Raw genomic sequence first — 26,006 nt, 5'->3', positions numbered from 1 at the left:
ATAGTTTTGCCCATATAAATGTTAATTTTTAGTCATTTCAACCCATTATTTTCGGTGACGACTTAAAATTTTAATTGGCGTTCCCTTAAAATCAAAATGAGCCCGAATTTGATTTTCAAGATACCTTTGGTATGAAAAATGCATTAATTCCGGATCATTTACAAAAATAACGATCGTAGGCGGTGCAACTGCCACTTGGGTCGCATAATAAATCCGTAATCGTCTTGATTTTACCGTTGGCGTGGGTGTCATTGCAATTGCATCTGAAATCACTTGATTTAATGCTGATGATGCGATTCGTTGCTTGTGGTTGGCATTAACCTCTTCAATTAACGCTGGAATTTGATTTAAGCGTTGGTGGGTCAGTGCAGACACAAAAATAATTGGGGCATAGCTAAGGTATCGAAATTCCGTCCGAAAAGCAATTTCAAAGTCGTGTTGGCTATGGGTATTTTTCTTAACTGTATCCCATTTATTCACAACCACAATTATTGCCCGTCCGGCATCATGCGCATACCCTGCAATCCGCTTGTCCTGTTCACGAATTCCTTCTTCAGCATTAATCACCATTAAGACCACGTCACTATCATCAATGGCCTTCATGGCACGCATTACACTATACCGTTCGGTATTTTCGTAAACCTTGCCACGTTTTCTAAGCCCCGCGGTATCGACCATTGTGAACAACTGATCTTGATAATCAAAGGTGGTATTAATTGCATCCCGCGTTGTTCCGGCAACGTCTGATACAATCACCCGATTTTCACCCAAAATAGAATTAACTAAGGAAGACTTCCCAACGTTCGGCCGACCAATTAAGCTAAACCGAATTGAATCAATTTCTTCAGTGTCGCTTTCGGATGGGAAGTGTGCGACTACTTGATCTAATAGATCCCCTAATCCAATTCCATGGGCTCCAGAAATCGCATATGGTTCACCAAATCCCAATGAATAAAAATCATAAATATTCATTCGTAACTCTTGATTATCGACCTTATTGACCGCAAGCACCACCGGCTTTTTAGACCGATAAAGAATCTTTGCGACTCGTTCATCAGCGCTAGTGACCCCCTGTTTACCATCTACCATGAAGATGATTACATCCGCTTCATCAATTGCTACTTCTGCTTGCGCAGTAATTTGCTTTAAAAAGGGCTCATCGCCAATATCAATCCCACCAGTATCAATAATATTGAAATACTGGTTCAACCATTCTGCATGGGCGTAAATGCGATCCCGAGTGACCCCTGGCGTATCTTCAACAATCGAAATCCGATCTCCCGCAATGCGGTTAAAAATTGTTGATTTCCCAACGTTGGGCCGGCCCACAATCGCAACTGTTGGTTGTTGTGCCATATTAAAACCTCCCTTAAAATCGTTATAAACAAAAAATTATCCTTCAAATTAAATGATTTGAAGGATAATTTTAATAGTACAGATATTACTTATTATTTATCGTCTTCATCTTTGTTCAAAGCTTTACCAACGATATCACCTAAAGTGAAACCACTTTCTTCTTCAGGAGCATTCTTAATTGAATTATCGCTAACTGGTTTTCTGCTTGGACGTTGTTTGCCTTCACCTTCAGCATTTTCTGGTTCAGGTTCTAAGGCCCGCATTGATAAAGCAAGACGGTGGTTTTCTGGTTGAACATCTAAGACCTTAACTTGAATCTTTTGACCAACCTTTAATACATCGCTAGGGGTAGCAACGTGCTTGTGTGAGATCTGTGAAATATGAACTAACCCTTCAACTCCAGGAAAGACTTCAACAAATGCACCAAAGTCAACTAGGCGCTTAACAGTCCCATCAAGCACACTGCCCTTAGGAGCCTTTGCTTCAATATCATCCCATGGTTGTGGTTGAGTTTGCTTAATTGAAAGGGCAATCCGATCACGATCTTCATCAACTGAAAGGACCTTCACCTTAACTTCTTCACCCACTTTAAGGACATCACTTGGCTTTGCAACTCGTTCGTATGAAATTTCAGAAACGTGAACTAAACCATCGATTCCACCTAAATCAACGAAAGCACCGAAGTCAGTTAAACGAGCAACCTTACCTTCGACAACTTCGCCTACGGTAAGCTTATCCATAATCTTTTCACGAGCTTCTTTTCTTTCTAATTCAACAATTTCACGGTGAGAAAGAATTAGTCGGTTTTCAGCTGGAATTACTTCAACGATCTTACATTCGAATTCTTGACCCTTAAATTGGTTCAACTTTTCAACGAAGTGATCAGTAATCATTGAAGCTGGGATAAATCCACGAACACCATCAGCATCCACAACTAATCCACCACGAACGGCACGACTAACGGTAACGTTAATCGTTTCGCCCTTTTCGGACTTAGCTTGAATTTCATCCCACACCTTACGTGCTTCAAGGCGCTTAATTGAAAGCAGGAAGTTCCCGCCTTCCTTGTCATCACCAATGCCCTTGATAACGACAACCTTAACTGGATCGCCAACCTTAAATTCATCCTTAACGTTTTCGATTGGAGTTGCGGAAAGTTCACGGCGAGGGATAACCCCTTCAACTCCGGAATTTTCAATTCCAACAAAAACTTGGCCACTATCATCGATATCTAAAACATCACCGTTGACAACGTCCCCGACTTTTACTTCTTGTACGCTATTCAAAGCGTTTAATAAATCCTTATTTGTATTTTCGTTAGTTTCACTCATAAAAATACTTCCTCCTTGCGACAACAACTAACTGTAGTTTAACCTACTTTTTTATTAATTGCTAGTAATTAGCCATTATTAAGTTTATTTTTCATTAATTTACTAATTTCAGTAACCACATCTTGAATTGACATCTGGGTTGTATTAATTTCAATTGCATCTGATGCCTTAATCAATGGTGATACCTTCCGATGTGAATCCTTGTAGTCCCTAGTTTCAATTTCAGCTGCTAATTCCTTCAAGGGCGTGTGAATTCCCTTTTCAGCATTGTCCTTAAACCGTCGCTCAGCTCGCTCGGAAACACTAGCAACTAAAAAGATTTTCAAATTAGCATTTGGTAAGACGGTGGTTCCAATATCACGTCCGTCCATAATCACCCCACCGTGACTCGCAATTTTACGTTGTTGATCAACTAAATTCTTTCTAACTCCCGGCAGTGCCGCAACCGTTGAAACAGAATTAGTAACCTGTTCCGAACGAATCTGATTAGTCACATCTTGATGATCCAAAAAGACTAGCTGTTGCGGCTGCCCTGGTTCAAACCCAATGGTTGTATTATCAAGGATCGAAACAATCTTAGGTTCATCATCAAGTTTAATCCCTTCTTGGATTACTTTCAAAGTAATTGACCGATACATTGCTCCAGTATCACAATAAACATAGCCAAATTGTTTGGCAATCAACTTGGCAACCGTACTTTTACCTGCCGAAGCTGGACCATCAATTGCTACTTGTAGCTTTTTTGTACTCAACTTAATTTAATTCTCCAATCAATATTATTTAACCCGTAGTCGCTGGCCAGGCCGCAACTGCGAATCACTAGATAACCCATTTAACTGCAATAATTGTTGTTCTGATATTCCAGCATTCGTAGCCACTCGATACAATCCTTGACCAGCTTGAACAGTAACATAATCACCATTACTTCCAGATGATTGGCTGTTGCTTTTTGCACTACTAGTGGATGACTTTTGTGCGGCTGAATGGCTACTTGCACTAGTTTTTTGTGATGGTTCTTTTTTAGACTCTGAACTACTTGTCTTAGTATCACTTGAGCTATTTTGATCCTTCTTCACACTACTCTTCTTTTCAGAATGCTTAGTATGGCTGGAACTAACAGATTGAACCTTTGTACTAGCAATGCTAGTCCCATCACTATTATTACTGCCCCCGGTACTTTTCATCACTCCAAATAACAATGCAATTGCAGCAATTAGGATAATTGCCCCAATTAAAATCACCGAGATTAGACTATTATTTTTATTTTGCTTTCGCAACTTCCTTCTGGAAAGATTTCCATCGTCATCAGTTGCATCGTTAAATGTTTGATTCCAAGGTTCTTTATCTTTTTGATCTTTATCGTTCATAACGAGCCTAACACTCCTCCTCTAAAATTATCATTTATTATTGTAACATTTAGTTGTTGGTTTTAATCATCATTTTTAAATAATTTTTTGATAACTATTTGCCAATCCAATGAAGCATCATGATCGGGTTGGTTCAAAGGACGTTGTAGTTTTAAATCTGAAAGCGGTAGTCCATTGCTTTGATAGTCACAACAATATTTATTATGCCCAGGAGCCAATTGATCAAAGTATGATAATAACGAATGCCTACGACATTCATGAGCATTCACATAATTGATCAATGATTGTAAGTGGTTGCTTTGCTGATAAATCCGCAACTGAAAGATGCGGTTCAATTGATTTGCATTGTAACCATGCTGAAAGTAAAAGGCCAATAGTTTGATTTGTTCATCATCGGGAGACTGTTCAATAAATCGCTTAGGGGTCTTAAAAAAGGTCCGCACTAGGCTTTCATCAGGAATATTATTGAACATCAAGTGTGCTGGAATAGTCTCATCACCGGGTTGATAGAGTAAAATCGCAATACTTTGCTTTCCATCCCGCCCAGCACGACCGATTTCTTGCATATATGCATCTAAGTTAGCTGGCAAGTGATAGTGAATCACAAATCGAATGTCATTTTTATCAATCCCCATTCCAAAAGCGCTCGTTGCACAAATTATATCCAATTGGTCGCTCATGAACTGGTGTTGAATCTTAAAACGATCCTCACTTCCTAATCCAGAATGGTAAGCGGCCACTCGTAATCCCGTTTTTTGAGCTAACCAAACGGCAGTTTGATTAGCTAATTTTCTGCTTAAAAAATAAATCACCCCGGGCGTTTTCAGTTGTGTAACTAACCTTAAAAGGCGACTTTCTTTATCGTCACTGCTAGCTACTTCCATGACGGATAAGTAAATATTAGGCCGATCAATGGACTTAATGATGCGGTTCACTGGTTTTTTCAAGCCTAATTTGTTAATCACATCCGATTGAACTAACTTTGAAGCAGTTGCGGTTAACATTAACGTTAATGGTCCATTTAACTGCTCTAATACCGATTTTAAATTCAAATAATCAGGACGAAAATCGGGCCCCCACTGTGAAAGACAATGGGCTTCATCAATTACTACTAATCCAGGATGCATTAATCGAATTCGATCGATTACCTCTGGTTGTGATAGCATTTCTGGAGAAATGTAAAGATATTGATATGAATGTAAATTCGCTAGTACGGCTTGTTTTTGTTGCCAATTTAACGTGGAATTTAGGGCAACCACTGATTTGACCCCTAGGTATTTTAACCGCGCCACTTGATCTTGCATCAATGACAACAGGGGTGACACAATCAAAATCGGCTGGGACTGCATTAAACCAAACATTTGATAAATCAATGTTTTACCGGCACCAGTGGGCAAAATCGTCATGGTATCATTCCCTGATTGTAACGATAATAGCACTTCCAATTGACCGGGACGAAACTGATCAAAACCAAAATGGCGCTTTAAAAGAGCCGTTAGTTGTTCCTTATCCATCCTGATTGCTCCTTAAGATCTGATACATCCGAAAATAAAAATAATCGAAATCTGGTCGTTGTTGCTTAATTCGATCGAACTGCCAATTATCCAAATTACCGTGGTATAAATTTCCCAAAAGTTGCCAGGTATTTCGATCGAACATTTGTTTAAAAACAGCGTGCGTCTTAAAATCCAAAATCGCCACTTCTAAGAGGTGCTCCTTTACGGTAGATAGCCTGAGCTTGCGATAATTAGCAATTAATTTTAAATGGTTATTTTGCAAAAAGAATTGATAAGTCTGACGCGCACTATTACTAACCTGATCACGATGGGTCCCCATTAATAAATCATAACATGCCGGATATTGAGACTGATGGTTAAGCAAGAAGATAATCAAGTTATCAAACAAATACCACTCATCAATCAATAGTGAGCCAGTCGTCCGTTTTAAGACCGCCGATTGTTGTAAAAGAGTCATTCCAGTCATTGAATGACCATTTAAACGCTTAACAAATTGCCATGCTAAATCATTAGGGAGTTGACTTAGAAAATGATTTAAGCCCCGCTTAATTTCATTAACTAATCCGTGATTTTTAAAGTGGTGAAACCATTGCTTAATAAAACTATCATCACGATTACCAATTAACATTGGGTAGTAGTGTTGATTACGATAGCTGTACTCAGATGTAATTTGAAGCGCTAATAGCCATCGTTTGCGAAACTGAAGCAAATTATAATTAGCATTCGCACTTAATCCAGTCGAACTACTAAAATAGGGTTGATGCGTATGTATCCGGGCCGTCCCAAGTGACGTCAGTCGATAATGACTATCGTCATTTTTAGTCACTAACCCGGCTTGAATCAATTTCACTAATTCATGATTAGTATTAATTGAATTTAATTTGGGGGATAGCCCCATGAAATCATTGATTTGATAACGCATTCCCCAAAACAATGTTGAAACCGTTCGGCGTTGAATTAGGGTATTTTCAATTACCTTAATCCGCCGTGGTTGTTCAGCAGATAGGAAAAACATTATCAAATCTTGATCCACTGGAAGCTCCCCCCTTAATCATTATTTCTTATGAACGTTAATCCACTTGGCAAGGCGGCCTTGAACTAACATGAAAATGCCACCAATCACAATTCCCTTAATCAAATTAAATGGAATTACTTGAATTAAAATGTATTTAGCCATATTTGGAATTTTAAAACCAATTAAATTAGCATACAGAGGAGTAATTACCAGCCAGTTTAAAATCGATAGGACTACCACTAAACTAATCGTTTCAATCGTAACCGTGCCAATTATATTTAAACTGCGACTGCGGTGCTTGAACCATCCCTGGCCAAGCTCAATTGAAAGTAAAATCACGATAGACGCTGTCAATGATGCTAAGATTCCAATTAAGCTTGCAATTGAAGCGCCCCCGGTAATCCAATACAAGATCGACTTAATAACTGCAATTAAAATCCCTCCAGCGGGCCCAAAGATCATCGTGCCAATTAGAATTGGAATATCACCAAAATCTAACTTGAAGAAAGCAAACATTGGAATTGTTGGAAAAATCATTAGAATATATGACAATGCCGCTAGTAATGACATTTGAACCAACTGAACAACACTAAACCGTTTCTTACTTGTTTCCATAAAAAAAAGCCCCTTTAACAGGCCATCTTCAACTGGATTTAAAAATCCAAAGTAACGCTAAAAAAGCGTTCCTTAAAAAGCAATCTTCTTTATACCAGACTATACTGTCGGCTTTGGAATTTCACCAAATCAACTATCAAACGATAGGTAGCGGGCTGTACCGCCGGTTGGGAATCTAACCCTGCCCTGAAGATAAACCAAAATTTATTTGCAGTTACATTGTACATAATTTGAATTAATAAAGTCAAATATTATTTATCAGTCATTTCACGAAGGCGATCAACTTCGACCTTCTTTAAGGGTCGGTACTCACCGGGCTTTAAATTGCCAAGCGTTAAAAAGCCATATTGGACCCGACTTAATTTTTTAACCGGATTACCAATTGCTTCAAACATCTTTTTTACTTCATGGTTTCGGCCCTCGTGAATTGTTAATTGAATAACCGCGTTTTTAACTTGATATCCATTAGCAGCCTCTAATACCTTCGTTTTAGCAGGGGCTGTCTTTTTACCATCAATCATTACCCCTAACCGTAGTTTTTTCATTCCATCGTTCGAGGGCATGCCGGTAACCTTTGCAACGTAAACTTTATTGATTTCATATTTAGGATGGGTCAATCGATTATCTAAATCACCATCGTTAGTCATCAATAATAATCCTGCGGTATCATAATCTAACCGCCCCACTGGGTAGATTCGCTCGGATACTTCCGGAAAATAATCCATTACCGTCTTTCGATTCTTTTCATCGCTAACGGTCGAAACCACTTGTCTGGGCTTGTAAAATAGGTAATATACTGGTTGTTCCTTACTAATCGGCACCCGATCAACTTGAATTTCATCACTGCTTTTAACTTTAATCCCCAGTTCAGTCACTACCTGTCCATTGACCCGGACCCGGCCAGCCTTAATAATTGCTTCTGATTTCCGTCTAGATGCTACACCAGCCCTAGCCATTACCTTTTGTAATCTTTCTGCCATTTCATTCTCCTTTTAAATCATTATCTAAGTCCATTGGTGGAAGATCATCCAAACTATTTAAACCAAATAGATTTAAAAATAAATCGGTCGTTTTATACAACCGGGGGTTCCCAGCAACGTTGCTTTTCCCAGCTGTGGTAATCAGCCCCTGTTTAAATAATTTTTGAATAATTGCTGAACTATTGACCCCCCGAATATCATCAACTTCCACCCGTGTAATTGGTTGATTATATGCAATGATGGTTAATCCTTCCAAGCTAGCTTGAGTCAAAATGCGGTGATTATCATCAGAATATAACCGCTTTAAATCAGGATTTAATTCTGGTTTAGTCGTAATTTGATACCGCTGATCAAAATTAATGACCTGCAATCCTGATTCATCATCACTTTGATATTTAAACGTTAGCTGCTTTAAAAGTGTTGTTACTTCCTCTAAGCTAAGGTTCAACTGCTTTTGAATTTGATCGATCGAAATTCCCGTTTCACCAGTTACGTAAATTAACGCTTCAATGCGGGCTAAATTACTATTCATTAACATCACCCAATCGTTTTACATATTGTCATTTCACCATCAACGTTCGAAACTTTAATTTGCTGCTGCTTAATCATTTCTAAAACCGCCAAAAAGGTAGTCACCAATGCCTCTCGATTCAATTGCTGACTAAATAATTCAACCAAGTTTAAATGTCCATTTAATTCCAATTGATCAATTAACCACCCGGTTTGCTCATCAACGGAATACTGCCATTCGCTAACTTCAACTGCATTTTGCGATTCCAATTCATGGTTATTGACCACCCGTAGCATCGCAGTCCGAATTAAATCAATGTCCATTGTTGAATCACTATCAATCAAACCATTCGCATAGCTCGGGACTAACTCAGGTCGTGAGTGCAACTGGGCGCGTTGTACATAGCGCTGCTTTAAATCATCAGCATGCTTTTTGTACACTTGATAGACAATCAATTGATTCATTAACTCATTTCGTGGATCAGAATCATCATCTTCATCATTTGAAACACTAGGTAATAGTAGTTTGGATTTAATTGCCATCAAGTTAGAAGCCATTACAAAGTACTCGCTGACCAAGTCGATATTCAATGCCTTCATGCGATCGAGATAGTCCACATACTGCTTGGTAATTGCCTCAATTTGAATATCATAAATGCTCATCTTAGATTGTTTAATCAAGTGCAGTAATAATTCAAGCGGCCCGTCGAATTCATTGATATGAATCAAAAATGGCTGTTTTAATTCACTCATTTTGGGCTTGCTCCCATTCTTCACAAACTTTGGCGGTTTCTAATGATCCCACGATTTTCTTGCCTAAATCAATTTTTTCCAATTCATCTAGCATCTTAAAACAATTAGGTAACGTAAACATTTCAGGAACTAGGATCAAACGTCGAATCAATAAATTTTGTTCCTTATCCTCAACTCCTAATAATCCGGACCAATTATCATTTTGATCCTTCCACAAGTAAAAATTGCGACTATCATCATCTTGATACCAATCGATTTCATCGGTAATTCGATCCATTTTATCCATATTAGGAACCAATGATAATAAATCATAAACAATTTTTTGATAATCATCTTTGTACTTAAATAACATTTTCCAAAATCCTCTTTACTAAAATTACTTTCTTGGATGGTACTTATCGTAGACCTCGCTTAAATGGCCATGTGAAATATGGGTATAAAATTGAGTCGTTGCAATGTCTGAATGTCCCAACAGTTCCTGGATAATTCTAAGATCGGCACCATTTTCTAAAATATGGGTCGCAAACGAATGCCTCAGTGTATGGGGAGTCACATTTTTCTTAATATCGGTATTTGATACGTAATGCTTAATTTTTTGCCAAATACTCTGTCGACTCAATTTGCCGCCACGAGCATTCAAAAATAAGTAGTTTGACTTATGCCTACCCAACAGTTGTGGACGGCTAAGTCGTAAGTAACGTTGCACCCATTCAATAGCAACCGTCCCGATCGGAATAATGCGCTCCTTATCACCCTTACCAACTGTTTGAATCAAGTGCATGTCCAAGTGTAAGTCCGCTAACTGTAACCCAATTAACTCACTGACTCGCAAACCAGTCGCATACATAACCTCTAAAATCGTTCGATCACGAATGCCAAACTTGTTAGTGACATCAGGCTGCATCAATAGTTGGTTAATTTCAGATTCAGTTAAAACCGCTGGCAAGTGCTGCTCTGGTTTAGGAACCTCAATTTTTAACATTGGATTAGTATCAACATAATGAAACTGCATCAAAAACTGATAAAATTCGCGCATGGCAGAAATAAAGCGGGTAATGGAACTTTTCGCCTTCCCACTTTTTTGAAGGTGGGCAATGTATTCTAAAATGGCGTTTTGATCCACTGCACGCCAGCTGTCCAACCCGATCGATGCTAAAAAATGCATGCACTCAACAATATCTTGTTTGTAGCTCACAATACTATTATTTGCTAATCCTCGCTCTACCAACATGTATCTGACGTATTCACTAACCAATTGATTCATATCATTCAACAACCTTTGCAATTCCCTTCTCAGTTAATTTCAAAAATTGCTCGTCTTCGGTCACTAATCGTTGCTTTAAAAGCGCGCCAACCGCTCGTTTAAACTGCCCCTTGCTAATGCCGAAGAATTTTTTGATTGCCTTTGGATCGCTCTTGTCAGTATATGGTAACTGACCTGATTCGGAATGTTTTAACACCGCAAAGATCATTGCAGCATCACCACTAATCGCCTCATATGCCCGCGGTTTTAGTGATAGATTTAATGATCCATCCGGGTGGACCCCAATTACACGACCAGCAACGTGTTGTCCTAACCGAGGTTCGACATCCCGCTCATTCGGGTGCACAAAGCCCAGGTGGTAATCATCGGTAATCACCTTTGTTCCAGCTAGTTTATCCCGATAAACGGTGGCTTGAACGTTTTTATTCATCATTTTATTGTTAGCAGGTTTTGCAATTGCGTTAAAAATTTCTTCATCTGCTATCTGGCCCCAAATACGGCCCTTTTTATCGATTTTCAGTGCAATCATTAAGTGATCACCAACACTAGGCCATAGTGAACGAATCGTTGGTAAATCGTCTAATGATACCGCAACATCCTTATTGGGTAATCCAATGTTTACAAAAATGCCCAAATCATGTTTAAATCCCACAACTTCAGCAAATCCATAATGATCAATTTGAATTTTAGGAACGTTTCTAGTAATTTGCATTTTATGGGATTCATTTTCATAGGTAAATCCCCTAAAATTACTGCCCAACTGGAGCGGCTTTTTAATCTCGTTTTTATCTAATTGAAAGGTCGCCCCCTCAATTTGAACAAAATAATACCCATCATTTTCATCGGTTACTTTTCCAGCAGCAACCCTGCCGATAATTTGATCCATAATGAACCTCACTTCATTTCAACGTTGTTTAAAAGATTATACACTTTTTAAGCTAGGATTTCACTTTAATTATAGTCGGAATTACGGCTAATGGTCAAAGTAGAACTAAAAAAGCCCGTCCCGAAAAATCGGAACGGACTTTAAAGCTTGATTAAAAATTAGATTGAGCTAGAAGCACCATGGTAAACAATTCCACGACGAGCATCAACAGTAACTAATTCACCATCGGAAATCTTTTCAGTAGCATTACCAGCACCTACAATAACTGGAATTCCCATTGAAATTCCAACTACGGCAGCGTGTGAAGTCAATCCACCATTTTCCACGATGATTGCACTAGCCTTGTTAATAGCAGGCATGTAATCCTTGTTAGTGTTCTTAGCAACTAAAACACCACCATCAGTAGCCTTGCTATTTGCTTCATCAGCATCGTTAGCAACAAAAGCCTTACCAATAACAGTCTTGTCACCAACTCCTTGACCTTGGGTTAACTTAGATCCAATTAATTGAACCTTCATTAAGTTAGTAGTACCACGGTCACCAACTGGAACCCCAGCAGTGATTAAGATCAAGTCGCCTTCCTTAGCTAAACCAGTTTCAACGGCCTTGTTAGCTGCTAAGTCAAACATTGCATCAGTGCTTGATGGTTGTTCAACTACGATTGGGTGAACACCCCAGTTAACAGTAAGTCCACGACGAACCCGGTCATCAAAAGTAAGTGCTAAGATGTTAGCATCTGGATGATACTTAGAAATCATCCGAGCAGTGTAACCAGTAGAAGTAGTCGTTACCACCGTCTTAATTCCAAGATCCTTAACCATTTGTGCAACGTTGTGGCCAAGTGCTTCAGTAACATCACCGTTACTAAAGTCTGGACGCTTACGACCGTACTTAGCGAATACATTTTCAGCCTTAACATCAATCTTGCTCATTGCTTGAACAGACTTAACTGGGTAGTCACCATTAGCACTTTCACCTGAAAGCATGGTAGCGTCAGTACCGTCCCAAACAGCGTTAGCAACATCGGAAACTTCAGCACGTGATGGACGTGGGTTTTCTTGCATTGAATCTAACATTTGAGTAGCAGTGATAACTGGCTTACCCATTTCGTTACATCTATCAATTAAGTGCTTCTGAACCAATGGAACGTTTTCAAATGGAATTTCAACGGCCATGTCACCACGAGCAATCATCAAACCATCTGAAACCTTCATGATATCTTCGAAGTTGTCAATTCCTTCTTGGGATTCGATCTTAGGGAAGATTTGAACGTCTTCCATATTTTCTTCTTCGAGTAACTTACGGATGTCTAAGACATCTTCAGGCTTACGAACGAATGAAGCTGCAATAAAGTTAATTCCGTGTTGACAACCAAAACGAATATCACTAGTATCCTTGTCAGTAATACCAGGTAAGTTAATTGATACACCAGGTGCATCAACAGTCTTACGTGAACCTAATACGGCATTGTTTTGAGCAGTAACAACTAATTCCTTGTTAGCAGCATCCTTTTCGTCAACAGTAGCATCTAAGATACCGTCATCAAAGAGAACGTGACCGCCTTCGTGAACGTCATCAAATAAACCAGGGTAAGTAACGGCAATCTTATCCTTAGTACCTTCAATGGAATCATCCATTGAAATTCTAAATTGATCACCGGTATGGAAGTCTAACTTGCCACCTTGTTGAACGGTCGTCCGAATTTCGGCACCCTTAGTGTCAAGCATGATTCCCATTGTCTTTCCAGTTTGCTTTTCAGCTTCATGAACAGTGTTCATCCGACCAAGATGTTCTTCATGGTCACCATGTGAAAAGTTAAAACGGAAAACGTTAGCTCCAGCCTTCATTAACTTAATAATAGTATCGAGATCGGTACTAGCAGGACCTAATGTACTTACGATTTTAGTCTTCTTCATAAGTTAAACTCTCTCCTTTGATTTTGCGCAAATTAATTAACTAATTCGCAAACTAGTGAACTAATTTCCACATATTGGATTACACAAGTAATTGTATCACTTTTAATCTTTGCTGTCTGCTTTTAAACCCGTTTTTTATTGGCATTAGGATATTTTTAACGTTTTTGGTAAACAACGTTTTTCCGTCCCAGCAATTTGAACAATTCAGTTTGAACTTCAGTGGATTGACTAATCGAACTTTGTTGGTTCAACAACTGTTTTTGCTTCCGCTGTGCCCAGTATAATAAAACACGATACGGGCCCGGATTAGCCATAATAATTTGATTCAACCGCTTTAAACGGTCCGGCTGATTATTTTCAGCGGTAATTTGAATAAAACAAATTCCAGCAGCTTTTCCCCGTGCTTTTAATTTATTCTGTACGTTTGCGGCCGCTTGAACTTGATTAGCAATTAATTGAAATTTATCTCCATCACGGTTTTCGACCTTTCCAGTTATCATTAGGACCCGTTGGGGTTTAAGCAGTGCTTGGCATTGTTGATAAACCCTTGGGAAGACCACAATATCAACATCCCCGATTGAATCACTACCATCAACAAATGCCATTTGATCACCCTTCTTGGTTCGAATGGATTTAACACGGTTAGTATAAACCACCATGTTGACCTGTTGATTAACTAATTGCGGGAGTTCACTAACACTCTTGGCATGAAACGCATTGATCACATCACTAAATTGTTCTGTCGGATAGCTAGAAAGATAAACCCCCAGGTATTTTTGTTCATTCTCTAAGATTACACTGGTGGGAAACTCATCTTGAAATTTCAGCTTCGGTTGTAATGATCGTAATAATTCGATCGATCCACCACTCAAGTTAATCGATTCCAAAAATTCTGGCAACGAAGCAATTAACTCAGAACGATGAAAGCCGAAACAATCTAATGCCCCGGAATAAATTAGCGGCTCGATAATCTCGGGCTTCCGAAACTTAGCATCCATTCTTTGAATTAAATCTTCGAACCCCTTAAAAACGCCAACTGACTTCCGAGTCGTTAATAACTCCGTAATTAAATCGCTCCGCACCCCGCGAATCGCTGCTAAACCAAATACAATCCCATTATTTTGTAGGGTAAAATAACGAAAACTAACGTTCACACTCGGTGGTGTAATTTGAAGTTGACGGCGTTTAGCTTCCAATAGAAAGGTTCTCACTTTGGGTTTATTCCCCAATTCAGAATTAAAAACGGCAGTAAAGAACTGGAGTGGGTAGTGCGTCTTTAAATACGCCAATTGAAAAGCCATCTTGCTGTAGGCAACCGCATGGGATTTATTAAACCCATAGCTAGCGAACCGGTCAATATAGTCAAAAGTAGTGTTTGCAACCGCTTTGGAAAATCCCCGTTGCTCCGCTCCAGCAATAAATTTAATCCGCATGGAATCCATAACTGATTGCTTTTTCTTACTCATGGCCCGTCTTAAAACGTCAGATTGTCCGAGCGTAAAGCCACCCATTACAGATGCTACCTGCATTACCTGCTCTTGATACACAATAATTCCATAAGTTGGTGCTAAAATGGGCGCCAGGGCCTGATCTGGAAAATCAACCGGGGATTGCCCATGCTTACGCTTAATAAATACGCCAATGTTTTGCATTGGGCCCGGCCGATACAGTGCATCGACAACGGCCACTTCACTAAAGTTATCTGGGAACACCTGTCTTAAAACATTTTTAATTCCACTAGACTCAAATTGAAAGATTCCATTGGTATCACCACGTTGAAATAATTGCAGCGTTGCTTGGTCGTTAATGTTAATCTGATGAATATCAAAATCAGGATTACCACTATGGTGAACTAACTCAATAATTGCAGCTAATAATGATAAGTTACGCAGCCCCAAAAAATCAATTTTAAGTAATCCTACCTCTTCAGCGTAGTTTTTTGAGTACTGGGTCATCAATAATTCATCCTTCCCGTTTTGCAACGGTGTCATATTGACTAACGGTTGGTTACTCAATATAATTCCGGCAGCATGGGTCGAAAAATGACGAGGAAGTCCCTCTAGTTTCAATGCCGTTTGATAGACTAATTGGGTCAACGAATCGGTGTTTACCAGCCGTTGTAACGCCAAAGAGCGTTCATAAGCATCCCGTAAACTAACATGAATGCCAGCTGGAATCGCCTTACTCCATTGGTCAGCACGCTCATTACTAACCCCAAAGGACCGGTTAATATCACGCAGTGCCTGCTTAGCCCCTAAAGTATCAAAAGTAATAATCTGTGCCACCCGGTCATGGCCGTACTTATCGTGAACGTAGCGTAGAACTTCATCACGTCGATCATCAGGAATATCCAAATCAATATCAGGCATCTGGGCCCGTTCTTCATTTAAAAACCGTTCGAATAACAGGTCGTATTCAATCGGATCGACATCGGTAATCGAAAGCACGTATGCCACTAACGAACCAGCAGCAGACCCCCTTCCAGGTCCAGTCGTAATGTTAATTGAATGGGCGTAATTGATCACATCCCAGACAATTAAAAAGTAATCAGCAAACCCCATCCGAGCAATTACATCTAGTTCATGGTCTAAGCGGGCTTGGTATTGATGTGCTTGATTAGCTGCAATGTGGTTCCTTATTAACCGGCTTTTCAAGCCTTGTTGACAAAGCAACTTTAAATATTGTTTGGATGTTTGTCCATCGGGAGTCTTAAATGCTGGTAACTGGGTCGGTTTCTTTTCAATTTTAACATTACATTGCTCGGCAATATAAACATTGCGCTCCAGTGCCATTTGGAGATGATTGCGAGCGTATTCACGTTCAACGGTCGAAACGGGCCTCAGCCAATTGCGACCAACTTGATTGCGGTTCGTAACTGACACATTCATTTGATCACTATTTTCAATTGATTTTAATACCTGATTAGCAAAGTAATCTTCAGCATTAATATATTCAACCGGATCAACTGCTACCAGTGCAGAATGATAACGACTACTAAGTTCTTGATAACGTGCCAACATTGTTGGCTCTAAACTCGATGAAATCCCTAAGTGCAAGTCATCAGGAGCAACCCATGTTTGCAGTACCTGGATGTATTCATCACAACTAGTTGATTGTTGATCAACTAGTGAATTTAATTCCCCATTGAGTGGTAAAATAACGAATAGGTGATTCATCCATGCTTTTATTTGTTCAAATGAAATTTGATGACTATCACCAGTTTGCTTAATCGTTGCGATTCGCATTAAATTTTGATAGCCAATTTGATCCTTCGCAAGTAGTATCACCGGAAATTCCGTTTCTGGATCTAAAATACCGGCGATTGATACAGTCATGCCAATAATCGCCTTTATCCCCGCATTTCTACATGCGTTATAGAATTCTACCGCTCCATACATTACATCTTGATCGGTAAGTGCTAAGCTTTGGTATCCCCGTGCTTGTGCTTTTGTAACTAGTTCATTGATTGAAATGGTACTTTGTAATAAGCTGTAACTACTGATTACTTGGAGTGGTACGAATCCCATGGCAACCATCCTTTCTCTTCAATCATATTAATTGCGAATCAAGTAAATTTCAACATTATTATTCGTTTTAAATTGTTTTTTTCATAATTTGTGATAAAATTCTAGTTAATGCGAGGTGGATAATATGCGGACTGTAATTGCAAATATTACTGTTATTTTCTGGGCATTCATTTTTGGGGATGTCTTAGGATACATTAATTCAGCATTATCGAGCGTTACTGTCAACTACGTCGGAGTTGGAATCGTTGCCGCCGTCGTTGCATTAATTGCCGTTAACGGAATTAATTTACTTTCGGATAAAAGAATTTAACATTTAAATTAATAAAAGCTGCTGACGTTTAGTCAGCAGCTTTTATTTTATTTACTATTGGTAGTCGTTTTAAAACTAAGTTGATCATCAACTAAGTCAATTGCAACCGTACTATGCGGTTCAATTTGATTCCCAATGATTTGCTTAGCTAGTGGCGTCTCAACATTATTAGTAATAAACCGCTGTAGTGGTCTAGCTCCGTATTGCGGTTCATAACCACGCTTTGCAATCCATTGCTTAGCAGCTTCAGTAATCGTAAGTTTAATTTCTTGTTCTGCGAGCCGCTTTGAAAGACTATTAATCACCTTAACTACAATCTGTTCGACATCCCTTAATGTTAGTGGCGTGAACATAATTTCAGCATCGATTCGGTTCAAAAATTCAGGTCTAAAGTGACTCTTCAAAAGTTGTTGAACCTGTTTACGAGCATCATCACTAATGGTTCCATTTTGATCCGTTCCATTCAGTAAAATATCTGAGCCCAGGTTAGAAGTCATAATTAAAATGGTGTTCTTAAAGTCGACCGTTCGGCCTTGACTATCAGTCAACCGCCCATCATCTAATACCTGCAACAAAATATTAAACACGTCTGGATGCGCCTTTTCAATCTCATCAAATAATACAATCGTATATGGGTTGCGCCGAACGGCTTCGGTCAATTGACCACCCTCTTCATAACCAACGTATCCAGGGGCAGCCCCTACTAACCTAGAAACCGATTCCTTTTCCATGTATTCAGACATATCAATTCTGACCATATGATCCTCAGAATCAAACAGGTCCTCAGCTAAGGCCTTCGCTAATTCGGTCTTTCCAACTCCAGTGGGCCCCAAAAATAGAAATGATCCAAGGGGCTTACTAGGATCTTGAAGCCCAGCACGCGAACGAATTACTGCATCTGCAACCGCATTAACAGCAGCATCTTGACCAATTACTCGTTGGTGTAAATTATCTGCTAAATGCAATAATTTTTCACGTTCTCCACGGACTAATTTATTAACCGGAATCCCAGTTTGCCGACTAACTACGTCGGCAATTTCATTGCTGGTAACTGATTCTTCAACTAACCAGTCCTTAGAATGATCTTCTGATTCCATTCGTTTCAATTCGGCTTCTAGTTTGGGAATCGTGCCGTTCTTTAATTCAGCACTCTTGCTGTAATCATAATTGCTTTCAGCCTGTTTTAATTCGTTTTTAGCCTGATCTAATTGACGCTTCTTATCTCCTAATTTATTGATCGAGTCCTTTTCACGCTGCCAACGGGCATTTAAACTGTTAACCTTTTCCCGGGTGTTTTCCACCTGTGGTTTTAATTCCGCAAGCCGTTTCTTAGACGCATCATCAGTTTCATTTTTTAATGCTGCTAATTCAACTTCTTCACGCATTAACTGCCGATTGGACTGGTCCAGTTCAGTAGGGCTAGAGTTCATTTCCACTTCAATCGTTGATGATGCTTCATCCACCAAGTCGATTGCCTTATCAGGAAGATAACGGTCAGTAATGTAGCGATCAGATAGCTTTGCAGCTGCCACTAGGGCGTTATCGTGAATTCGCACCCCGTGGTGGATTTCCAAACGTTCCTTAATTCCACGCAAAATCGTAATGGTATCGTCAACACTAGGTTGTTTCACTAATACCCGTTGAAAACGCCGTTCGAGGGCTTTATCCTTTTCCATGTACTGACGATATTCATCTAGGGTCGTCGCACCGATTAAATGCAATTCACCACGAGCTAGCATTGGCTTTAAAATATTCCCAGCATCCATGCTACCTTCGGACTTACCGGCCCCTACGATGTTATGGATTTCATCAATGAACATAATGATCTGCCCATCTGATTTTTTAACTTCCTTCAAAACCGCCTTAAGGCGTTCTTCAAATTGGCCCCGATACTTAGCACCAGCAATTAAAGAACTCATATCTAGCTCAAATAAGGTCTTATTTTTTAAATTATCTGGGACATCATTCACTGCAATTCGTTTAGCTAATCCTTCAACGATTGCGGTTTTCCCCACTCCAGGGTCACCAATTAAAATGGGGTTATTCTTAGTCATTCGGGAAAGAATTCTAATTACATCTAAAATCTCTCCATCCCGACCAATAATGGGGCCTAATTTACCAGCCCGTGCTTCCGCAACTAAGTCGACCCCGTACTTTTTCAACGCTTGAAAATTATCTTCTTGGTCCTTAGATGTCACTTTTTCACCCCCACGAATTTTATCCACTTCATTCCTTACTTTTTGCTCAGTGATGCCCTGTTGCTTTAGGTAGTCAGATAATTTTTCCCCATTTAATTGCATCAAAGCAATCGTTAGGGTATCAATTGCGACGTATTCATCCCCTAAATCGCTCTTAATCTGATCAGCGCGCTGAAGTAAATCATATAACTCACTACTAAGGCCCTGTCCATATTGGACATCGCCCTCAACGGTGGCAATTTGATCAATTTCTGTGTCAATTTCTTGTTCTAATTGTTTAACATCCAACCCTAAATCAGCAAAAATTTGCCGGCCTAATTCACCAGGTTGAATTAAAAATTTAAATAGTTGGGGAATCCCAATTTGTTGTTGTTTTCTAGTAATCGTAATTTTTTGAGCCTGTGCCAATGCTTGTGACACGGCATCCGTTAAATTATCTGGATTCAAAATATCACTCATTTCCATTCAAAATAAAATACCTATGAACCCGTATAAAGAGTCCATAAGTATCATATCAGAATTAATTTTAAATTTGAAATAATTTGACCAAACTTGACCAAATCTAATTATTTAACAACTAATTGAACAATCTCAATAATTACATCCACAGCCCGTTCCATTGTTTGTTCAGAGACGTATTCAAAACGGCCATGCATATTCTCCCCACCTGCAAATAAGTTTGGGGTCGGTAATCCCATAAACGAAATCTTTGAACCATCGGTCCCACCCCGAACGGGAAAAATCAATGGCTTAATTCCTTGAATTTGCATCGCTTGTTCAGCAATTTCAACAGCCGTCATGTCCTTTTTTAAGACCTCAGCCATATTATAGTACTGATCCTTAACGGTTACCTTTACCCGAGGAGCGGCGAATTGTTGATTGAGTTTAGTAGCTACCTGTTCAAATAACTGTTTTCGTTGCTCGAATTGATCATGGTCATGGTCACGAATAATATAATCTAATCGAGCTGCATCCGGAGTGCCACTCATCTTTAGCAGAAAGAAGAAACCTTCCCGACCATCAGTCAATTCAGGACGATCATGTTCTGGCAAACTGTTTTGAAAATCAACTGCTAATTGCAATGCGTTTACCATCACACCCTTAGCCGCACCGGGATGCACGTCGGTTCCAGTGATTTCAACCGTTGCAGATGCCGCATTAAAGGTTTCATATTGTAAGTCACCCAGGGGACCTCCATCAACGGTGTAGGCAATGTCTGCGCCAAAATCATGAACATCAAAATGATCGGCACCAGTTCCAATTTCCTCATCGGGACCAAATCCGACTTCAATTTCACCATGTTTAACTTCTGGATGATTAATTAAAAATTCCATTGCAGTCATAATCTCACTAACTCCTGATTTATCATCCGCCCCCAACAGCGTTGTTCCATCAGTTGTAATCAATGTCTGTCTGGCGTAATTTTTTAAACTAGGAAATACAGCGGGTGATAGTTGATATTGCCCATTTGAATCCAAGTTAATGGTCGATTTTCCATCATAATCTTTAACTATCTGAGGAGTTACATGTTCAGAATTAAAATCAGCAGTATCAACATGGGAAATAAAGCCCACCTTAGTGGCTGGATGATTGACATTTGCTGGCAGGGTCGCAAAAACGTAGCCACTTTGTTCATTAGTTCTAACGTTACTCAATCCAATGTTAGTTAATTCCACCTTTAATTGATTTAAAAAATCAACCTGCGTTTGTGTGGATGGAACCTTCGTAGAATCTTCATTTGATCTGGTGTTAACTTGAACGTACTTTAAAAATCGTGGTATCAGTGATTGATACTTCATATTTGTCATAATAATTACCCCTAGTTAAATAAAAGTGTATGGGTCGGTATTGACCTTAGATTGGATTACTTCAATTGACCAATCATTTTCATTGGCCCATTTAATAAACAAGTTTGCTAAGTGGGCAATACAGATTTTTTCAATATTATGCCCCGGGTCAATCACGTTCAATCCAGCTGCTAACATGTCATGGCCAGTATGATAATAGACATCTCCCGTAATATAAACATCAGAGCCCTTTTGCTGAGCAATATTGAAAAATTTGCCCCCGTCACCACCTAAAATTGCAACCCGTTGAATTAGTTGATCTGGATGGTGTGACACTAACCTTAAGCCGGCCACATTAAAAATTTGCTTACACCGCTTAGCAAAGTCTAAGACGGTCGTTGCAGTGCTTAAATCACCGATACGACCCATACTAAATGGATGCTCAGTAGTTCCTAAATCCACCAGTCCAGTCGTTTCATGTAACCCAATGGCTGCAGCTAGCCAATCGTTCATCCCACCATCAGCATCATCTAAATTAGTGTGGGCTGCATATACGGTAATATCATGTTTGATAATCTCTGCATACATTTTATTTTGTGGTACCGTCAAATCCAGATTTTTAGCTGGCCTAAACATAACTGGATGGTGAGCAAAAATAAAATCAACGTTATTTTCAATCGCTTCGTCAACCACTTCCGGTCGAACGTCCAAAGTGGTCATTAAGCGCTTGACCGGTCGGTTCAAATCCCCAATTTGTAGTCCAATTGGATCGTGCTCCACTGCAATTGAGCGTGGAGCAAACCGTTCAAATCGCTTTATTAAATCAATTCCGCGCATTATCTAAAACCTCCTGAATTGTATTAATTTCGTCATTCAAATTGGCAATTCTTTGTATTGGTGGAACCTTTGCAGATTGCATTTGGGTAATTGCAGTTCGTAACCGTTTAATTTTACCCTGCCACTTTTCAACAAAAGCAGTATTTTGATTTACAATTAAATGCGGCCCAAACATTAATTCAAGTGGTGAATATTGTACCGGTCGATCAGCCCTAGTGGCATGAATTACCTCATAGATATGGGCATCTTCTTTCAAGATGTTCTCATTAGCAATTTGATAATGATTATTAACCAACCACTTTCTTAGGTCAATCGCATCCACATTGGGTTGTAAAATCAAATCTGGTAAATTAGTTAATTTTGCCCGACCCTGTTCCAAAATTCTGGTGATTAAACCACCACCCATTCCAGCAATCGTAATCGTATCAATATTATCAGTTGGCTCAATTGCAGCTAACCCATCTGCTAACCTTGGCATGATGATATCACTTAATCCAGCCACTTTAATCTCATGTTCAGCATTACTCAGTGGTCCAAGCGCCACTTCCCCAGCAATCGCAAACGATACTTGCCCTGTTTTAGCAAGATAAATTGGTAAGTAACCATGATCTGATCCAATATCTGCTAACCGACTACCGGATTTTACATATTGTGCAACCGTCATTAAACGTTGCGATAAATTATTTCCATCCAAATTGATATCCCTCGTTCAATTAATTTAATAGTTAAATTATAACAAAATAAAAAAAGAAGAACAAAACGTTCTTCTTTTACGTATTTATTATAGGAAATCCTTTAATTGTTTACTTCTTGAAGGATGTCTTAATTTGCGAAGCGCCTTTGCTTCAATTTGTCTAATTCTTTCACGGGTAACGCCAAATACCTTTCCCACTTCTTCTAGGGTCCGAGTACGACCATCATCTAGTCCAAACCGCAATCTAAGCACATTTTCTTCCCGATCAGTCAGGGTATCCAATACCCCTTCCAATTGTTCCTTTAATAGTTCATAGGCAGCATGGTCCGCTGGACTAGTCGCATCTTGATCCTTGATGAAGTCACCTAGATGTGAATCGTCTTCTTCTCCAATTGGGGTCTCTAGTGAAACTGGTTCTTGAGAAATCTTTAGAATTCCCCGAACCTTAGAGGTTGGCATATCCATTTCAGCGCCAATTTCTTCTGGAGTTGGTTCCCGGCCTAAATCTTGCAACAATTGTCTTTGAATCCGAATCAACTTATTAATGGTCTCGACCATGTGAACCGGAATCCGAATCGTCCGAGCTTGATCAGCAATGGCACGCGTGATTGCTTGTCTAATCCACCAGGTAGCATAGGTTGAAAACTTAAATCCCTTTCGGTAATCAAATTTTTCAACAGCCTTCATTAACCCCATGTTCCCTTCTTGAATCAAATCAAGAAATTGCATTCCACGACCAACATAACGCTTAGCAATTGAAACTACTAACCGTAAATTAGCTTCAGCTAATTCCTGCTTAGCTTCTTCATCACCGTTTTCAATTCGCTTGGCCAATTGAATTTCTTGTTCACCCTTTAAAAGAGGGACCCGACCAATTTCCTTGAGGTACATCCGCACTGGATCATTAATTTTAACTCCAGTAGGTGCAGAAGCACTATTTTTTAATTCACTTTTGGTAACGTTGTTAGCAGCCTTCAATGCCCGTGGATCAGGGTCACCGTTCTTATCCACTACGCTAATCCCAACATCTTCGATTTTTTCAAGTAACTTATCGGTAGCACCCTCAGTCAACTTAAATGGAAGAATAATCGTGTCATTTAATTCATCGTAGGTAATGTGTCCCACTTTTTTATACTTTTTAACCATTGCTTTCAATGATTCTTTGTATTCTACTGTTTTTTTGTCATCAGCCATTTAAAAAGCCTCCTAAATTAAGATTGATTCCTACCTGATTGTTGTTGCTTTTGTTGTTCAAGTTTAATTAAATCCATCCCAATTTTAATCTGTTCTTGAAGATTACCGGTTCGCGTAGATTCAACCAGTTGTTTTTGTTTTGCTTTAATCTGATTTTCTAGCGGAGCTTCGTTCATGATTATATTAACATAATCATCAATCTCACCCTTATAACTTTGCTTAGAGATTGATAGGTTTTCTAAACTAACCACTAGGTGCTTTAAGCTCGGTTCGTTAATCGTGGCAATAAATTCATCGACATGATAGTCATGATGTTGATGAAAGTAACCTTCAGCTAGCGTATACAACATCTGGTATTGATCGGTTGCAAAACAAAAGCCATCAATACTAGCCACCCGTAACCAGACATCGTGATCATGTAACATTCGACATAGTAAAAACTGCTCAGCACTTTCAATTTTATTAACCCGTTTTGGTTGGGGTTGACTTTGAATCATATCCATTTGAGAATCGTCGATTTGCTTATGCTGATTGTAATTTTGATAATCACGTCGCTTCCGACGGTTATTTAAGATAATTCCATTAATTTGATCAAGAAGTAGTTGCTTATCAACCTGAAACTGATCGACCAATTGATTAACATAAACATCCCGACCCACTGGAGTATCAACAGTAGCAATCACCGCTAGCGCATCGTTTAAATAATCGACCCGGTCTTCATCACGATTAAAATTGCGATGCAACTTCAAAAACCGCAGTTTGAACGTTACTGGACTTTCCCGCGCCGTTTGAATCATCTTTTGAAACTGCTCATCACCATTTTGCTTCCGATATTCATCGGGATCAACACCACTAGGTAATTGAATCACCCCTAGTTTTAGTCGTGCATGAGCAAGCGTATCAACAGCCCGGTTAATTGCTTTTTGACCAGGCTCATCACCATCATAACAAATTTCCAGGTGATCAGTGATTCGCTCAATTTGATGAATTTGTTGGTCAGTAAAACTAGTGCCCATTGAAGCAATCCCATTCTTAACGCCCGCCTGAAATGCTGAAATAACATCCATAAAGCCTTCAAATAAGATAACATCCTTAGTCGTTCTAACGGCTGCTTTCGCCTTATCTAAATTAAATAGAACGTCACGTTTACTAAAGATAGTGGTCTCAGGACTATTCAAGTATTTAGCCTGACTAGCCTGTTTATCCAATACCCGTCCGGAAAATGCAATTGTCTGCCCAGCTTGATTGCGAATGGGATACATGACCCGGTTAAAAAAACGATCAGAAAGGGTCCCATCATCACGTTCAATGAATAAACCTGAAGCATGCATTAATTGCTGATCAACTTCTCGTTGTTTCAAAAAGGGCTGTAATAAATTCTCCTGCGGAGCAAACCCCAATTGGAACTCATCAATCGTTTCATCATCCAATCCTCTTGAATGGAGATAGCTTAACGCATGTTCACCTAACTTAGTATTAACTAGGATGTGATGGTACAAACGTGCTACTTGATTATGAATATCAATTAACCGTTTTTGATCTTCACTTTGTTTCGGAGCCTGATTTGAAGGACCGGTCAGATACTGATCAGAAATTTTGATATTTTGCATCTTAGCTACTTCAATTACGGCTTCCGGGAATGAAATATTTTTAATTTCCATCAAGAATTTAAAAACGTTTCCACCACGACCGCAACTAAAGCAGTGGAAAATCTGCTTATCCTCAGAAACTGAGAAAGATGGGGTCCGCTCTTCATGAAAGGGACAATTGCCAAATAAATTTTTACCCGACTTTTTAAGTTGGACATATTGGCTGACCACGTCGGTAATATTAACACTATTCTTAACGTTTTCAATTACGGCTTCTGGGATTCTAGCCAACTTAACCACCCCATTAAAAAAACAATCTAACATTCAAAAGTCGCATCTCCAATAACTCAGATGCGACTT

At 39.3% G+C, this 26,006-nt stretch carries 22 protein-coding genes and 1 riboswitch; of the genes, 1 reads left to right on the top strand and 21 read right to left on the bottom strand.

Annotation, left to right across the window (positions count from 1 at the left end; genetic code table 11):
• Positions 1 to 45: 45 nt before the first annotated feature.
• The 15 genes from der to dnaE form a co-directional block, all read right to left on the bottom strand.
• Entirely contained in the window at positions 46 to 1,356 is a 1,311-nt protein-coding gene (gene der, locus MOO44_RS06665) for a ribosome biogenesis GTPase Der (RefSeq protein ID WP_260116367.1), read from the bottom strand.
• A 92-nt stretch (positions 1,357 to 1,448) separates the two neighbouring features.
• Positions 1,449 to 2,687: a 30S ribosomal protein S1 gene (rpsA, locus tag MOO44_RS06660; RefSeq protein ID WP_260116366.1), complete on the bottom strand. Its 1,239-nt coding sequence runs from the start codon at positions 2,685 to 2,687 to the stop codon at positions 1,449 to 1,451.
• 68 nt (positions 2,688 to 2,755) lie between these two features.
• A complete protein-coding gene (cmk, locus tag MOO44_RS06655; protein WP_260116365.1) occupies positions 2,756 to 3,439 on the bottom strand; it encodes a (d)CMP kinase in 684 nt (227 codons plus the stop codon).
• Between the two features lie 24 nt (positions 3,440 to 3,463).
• Complete coding sequence (locus MOO44_RS06650) at positions 3,464 to 4,054, bottom strand: LysM peptidoglycan-binding domain-containing protein (RefSeq protein ID WP_260116364.1); 591 nt, start codon at positions 4,052 to 4,054, stop codon at positions 3,464 to 3,466.
• Between the two features lie 62 nt (positions 4,055 to 4,116).
• Positions 4,117 to 5,568, bottom strand: coding sequence for a RecQ family ATP-dependent DNA helicase (locus tag MOO44_RS06645; protein WP_260116363.1), 1,452 nt, complete (start codon positions 5,566 to 5,568; stop codon positions 4,117 to 4,119).
• Complete coding sequence (locus tag MOO44_RS06640) at positions 5,561 to 6,604, bottom strand: helix-turn-helix domain-containing protein (protein ID WP_260116362.1); 1,044 nt, start codon at positions 6,602 to 6,604, stop codon at positions 5,561 to 5,563. The genes MOO44_RS06645 and MOO44_RS06640 overlap by 8 nt, the downstream gene beginning before the upstream one ends.
• A 21-nt stretch (positions 6,605 to 6,625) precedes the next feature.
• Positions 6,626 to 7,201, bottom strand: coding sequence for an ECF transporter S component (locus MOO44_RS06635; RefSeq protein WP_260116361.1), 576 nt, complete (start codon positions 7,199 to 7,201; stop codon positions 6,626 to 6,628).
• A 78-nt stretch (positions 7,202 to 7,279) separates the two neighbouring features.
• A riboswitch (FMN riboswitch) is annotated at positions 7,280 to 7,399 on the bottom strand.
• A 53-nt stretch (positions 7,400 to 7,452) separates the two neighbouring features.
• Positions 7,453 to 8,181, bottom strand: a complete 729-nt coding sequence (locus MOO44_RS06630) for a pseudouridine synthase (RefSeq protein ID WP_260116360.1) — start codon at positions 8,179 to 8,181, stop codon at positions 7,453 to 7,455.
• Between the two features lies 1 nt (position 8,182).
• Complete coding sequence (gene scpB, locus MOO44_RS06625) at positions 8,183 to 8,713, bottom strand: SMC-Scp complex subunit ScpB (protein ID WP_260116359.1); 531 nt, start codon at positions 8,711 to 8,713, stop codon at positions 8,183 to 8,185.
• A 5-nt stretch (positions 8,714 to 8,718) separates the two neighbouring features.
• Positions 8,719 to 9,444, bottom strand: coding sequence for a segregation and condensation protein A (locus MOO44_RS06620; protein ID WP_260116358.1), 726 nt, complete (start codon positions 9,442 to 9,444; stop codon positions 8,719 to 8,721).
• Complete coding sequence (locus MOO44_RS06615) at positions 9,437 to 9,796, bottom strand: reductase (protein WP_260116357.1); 360 nt, start codon at positions 9,794 to 9,796, stop codon at positions 9,437 to 9,439. The genes MOO44_RS06620 and MOO44_RS06615 overlap by 8 nt, the downstream gene beginning before the upstream one ends.
• 24 nt (positions 9,797 to 9,820) lie before the next feature.
• The gene (gene xerD / locus MOO44_RS06610) at positions 9,821 to 10,708 is read right to left on the bottom strand and encodes a site-specific tyrosine recombinase XerD (protein ID WP_260117317.1); all 888 of its coding nucleotides are present in this window, start codon (positions 10,706 to 10,708) and stop codon (positions 9,821 to 9,823) included.
• Position 10,709: 1 nt separating this feature from the next.
• Entirely contained in the window at positions 10,710 to 11,594 is an 885-nt protein-coding gene (locus tag MOO44_RS06605) for a CvfB family protein (protein ID WP_260116356.1), read from the bottom strand.
• 158 nt (positions 11,595 to 11,752) lie between these two features.
• Positions 11,753 to 13,510 carry a pyruvate kinase gene (gene pyk, locus MOO44_RS06600; protein WP_260116355.1) on the bottom strand — a complete coding sequence of 586 codons (1,758 nt, stop codon included), beginning with the start codon at positions 13,508 to 13,510 and terminating at the stop codon, positions 11,753 to 11,755.
• Between the two features lie 155 nt (positions 13,511 to 13,665).
• Complete coding sequence (dnaE, locus tag MOO44_RS06595; protein ID WP_260116354.1) at positions 13,666 to 17,037, bottom strand: DNA polymerase III subunit alpha; 3,372 nt, start codon at positions 17,035 to 17,037, stop codon at positions 13,666 to 13,668.
• A 124-nt stretch (positions 17,038 to 17,161) separates the two neighbouring features.
• Here dnaE and MOO44_RS06590 point away from each other — a divergent pair, with 124 nt between their 5' ends.
• Positions 17,162 to 17,347 carry a YjzD family protein gene (locus tag MOO44_RS06590; RefSeq protein ID WP_260116353.1) on the top strand — a complete coding sequence of 62 codons (186 nt, stop codon included), beginning with the start codon at positions 17,162 to 17,164 and terminating at the stop codon, positions 17,345 to 17,347.
• Between the two features lie 47 nt (positions 17,348 to 17,394).
• On the opposite strand, the gene MOO44_RS06585 is transcribed toward MOO44_RS06590, so the two are convergent.
• The 6 genes from MOO44_RS06585 to dnaG form a co-directional block, all read right to left on the bottom strand.
• A complete protein-coding gene (locus tag MOO44_RS06585; RefSeq protein WP_260117316.1) occupies positions 17,395 to 19,992 on the bottom strand; it encodes an ATP-dependent Clp protease ATP-binding subunit in 2,598 nt (865 codons plus the stop codon).
• 119 nt (positions 19,993 to 20,111) lie between these two features.
• Entirely contained in the window at positions 20,112 to 21,353 is a 1,242-nt protein-coding gene (gene pepT, locus MOO44_RS06580) for a peptidase T (RefSeq protein ID WP_260116352.1), read from the bottom strand.
• Between the two features lie 15 nt (positions 21,354 to 21,368).
• On the bottom strand, positions 21,369 to 22,169 hold the full coding sequence (locus MOO44_RS06575; RefSeq protein ID WP_260116351.1) for a Nif3-like dinuclear metal center hexameric protein: 801 nt from the start codon (positions 22,167 to 22,169) through the stop codon (positions 21,369 to 21,371).
• The gene (locus MOO44_RS06570; RefSeq protein ID WP_260116350.1) at positions 22,156 to 22,863 is read right to left on the bottom strand and encodes a tRNA (adenine(22)-N(1))-methyltransferase; all 708 of its coding nucleotides are present in this window, start codon (positions 22,861 to 22,863) and stop codon (positions 22,156 to 22,158) included. Before MOO44_RS06570 ends, MOO44_RS06575 begins: the two co-directional genes overlap by 14 nt.
• 87 nt (positions 22,864 to 22,950) lie before the next feature.
• Positions 22,951 to 24,057 (bottom strand): RNA polymerase sigma factor RpoD, encoded by a 1,107-nt coding sequence (rpoD, locus tag MOO44_RS06565; RefSeq protein ID WP_260116349.1) that lies wholly within the window; start codon positions 24,055 to 24,057, stop codon positions 22,951 to 22,953.
• Positions 24,058 to 24,074: 17 nt separating this feature from the next.
• On the bottom strand, positions 24,075 to 25,937 hold the full coding sequence (gene dnaG, locus MOO44_RS06560; RefSeq protein WP_260116348.1) for a DNA primase: 1,863 nt from the start codon (positions 25,935 to 25,937) through the stop codon (positions 24,075 to 24,077).
• Positions 25,938 to 26,006: the final 69 nt, after the last annotated feature.

Origin of the sequence: Nicoliella spurrieriana, assembly GCF_023380205.1 — a bacterium.
Classification (GTDB): Bacteria; Bacillota; Bacilli; order Lactobacillales; family Lactobacillaceae; genus Nicoliella; species Nicoliella spurrieriana.
The sequence above is the reverse complement of the archived record's forward strand: the minus strand, read 5'-3'. Positions and strand labels throughout refer to the sequence as shown.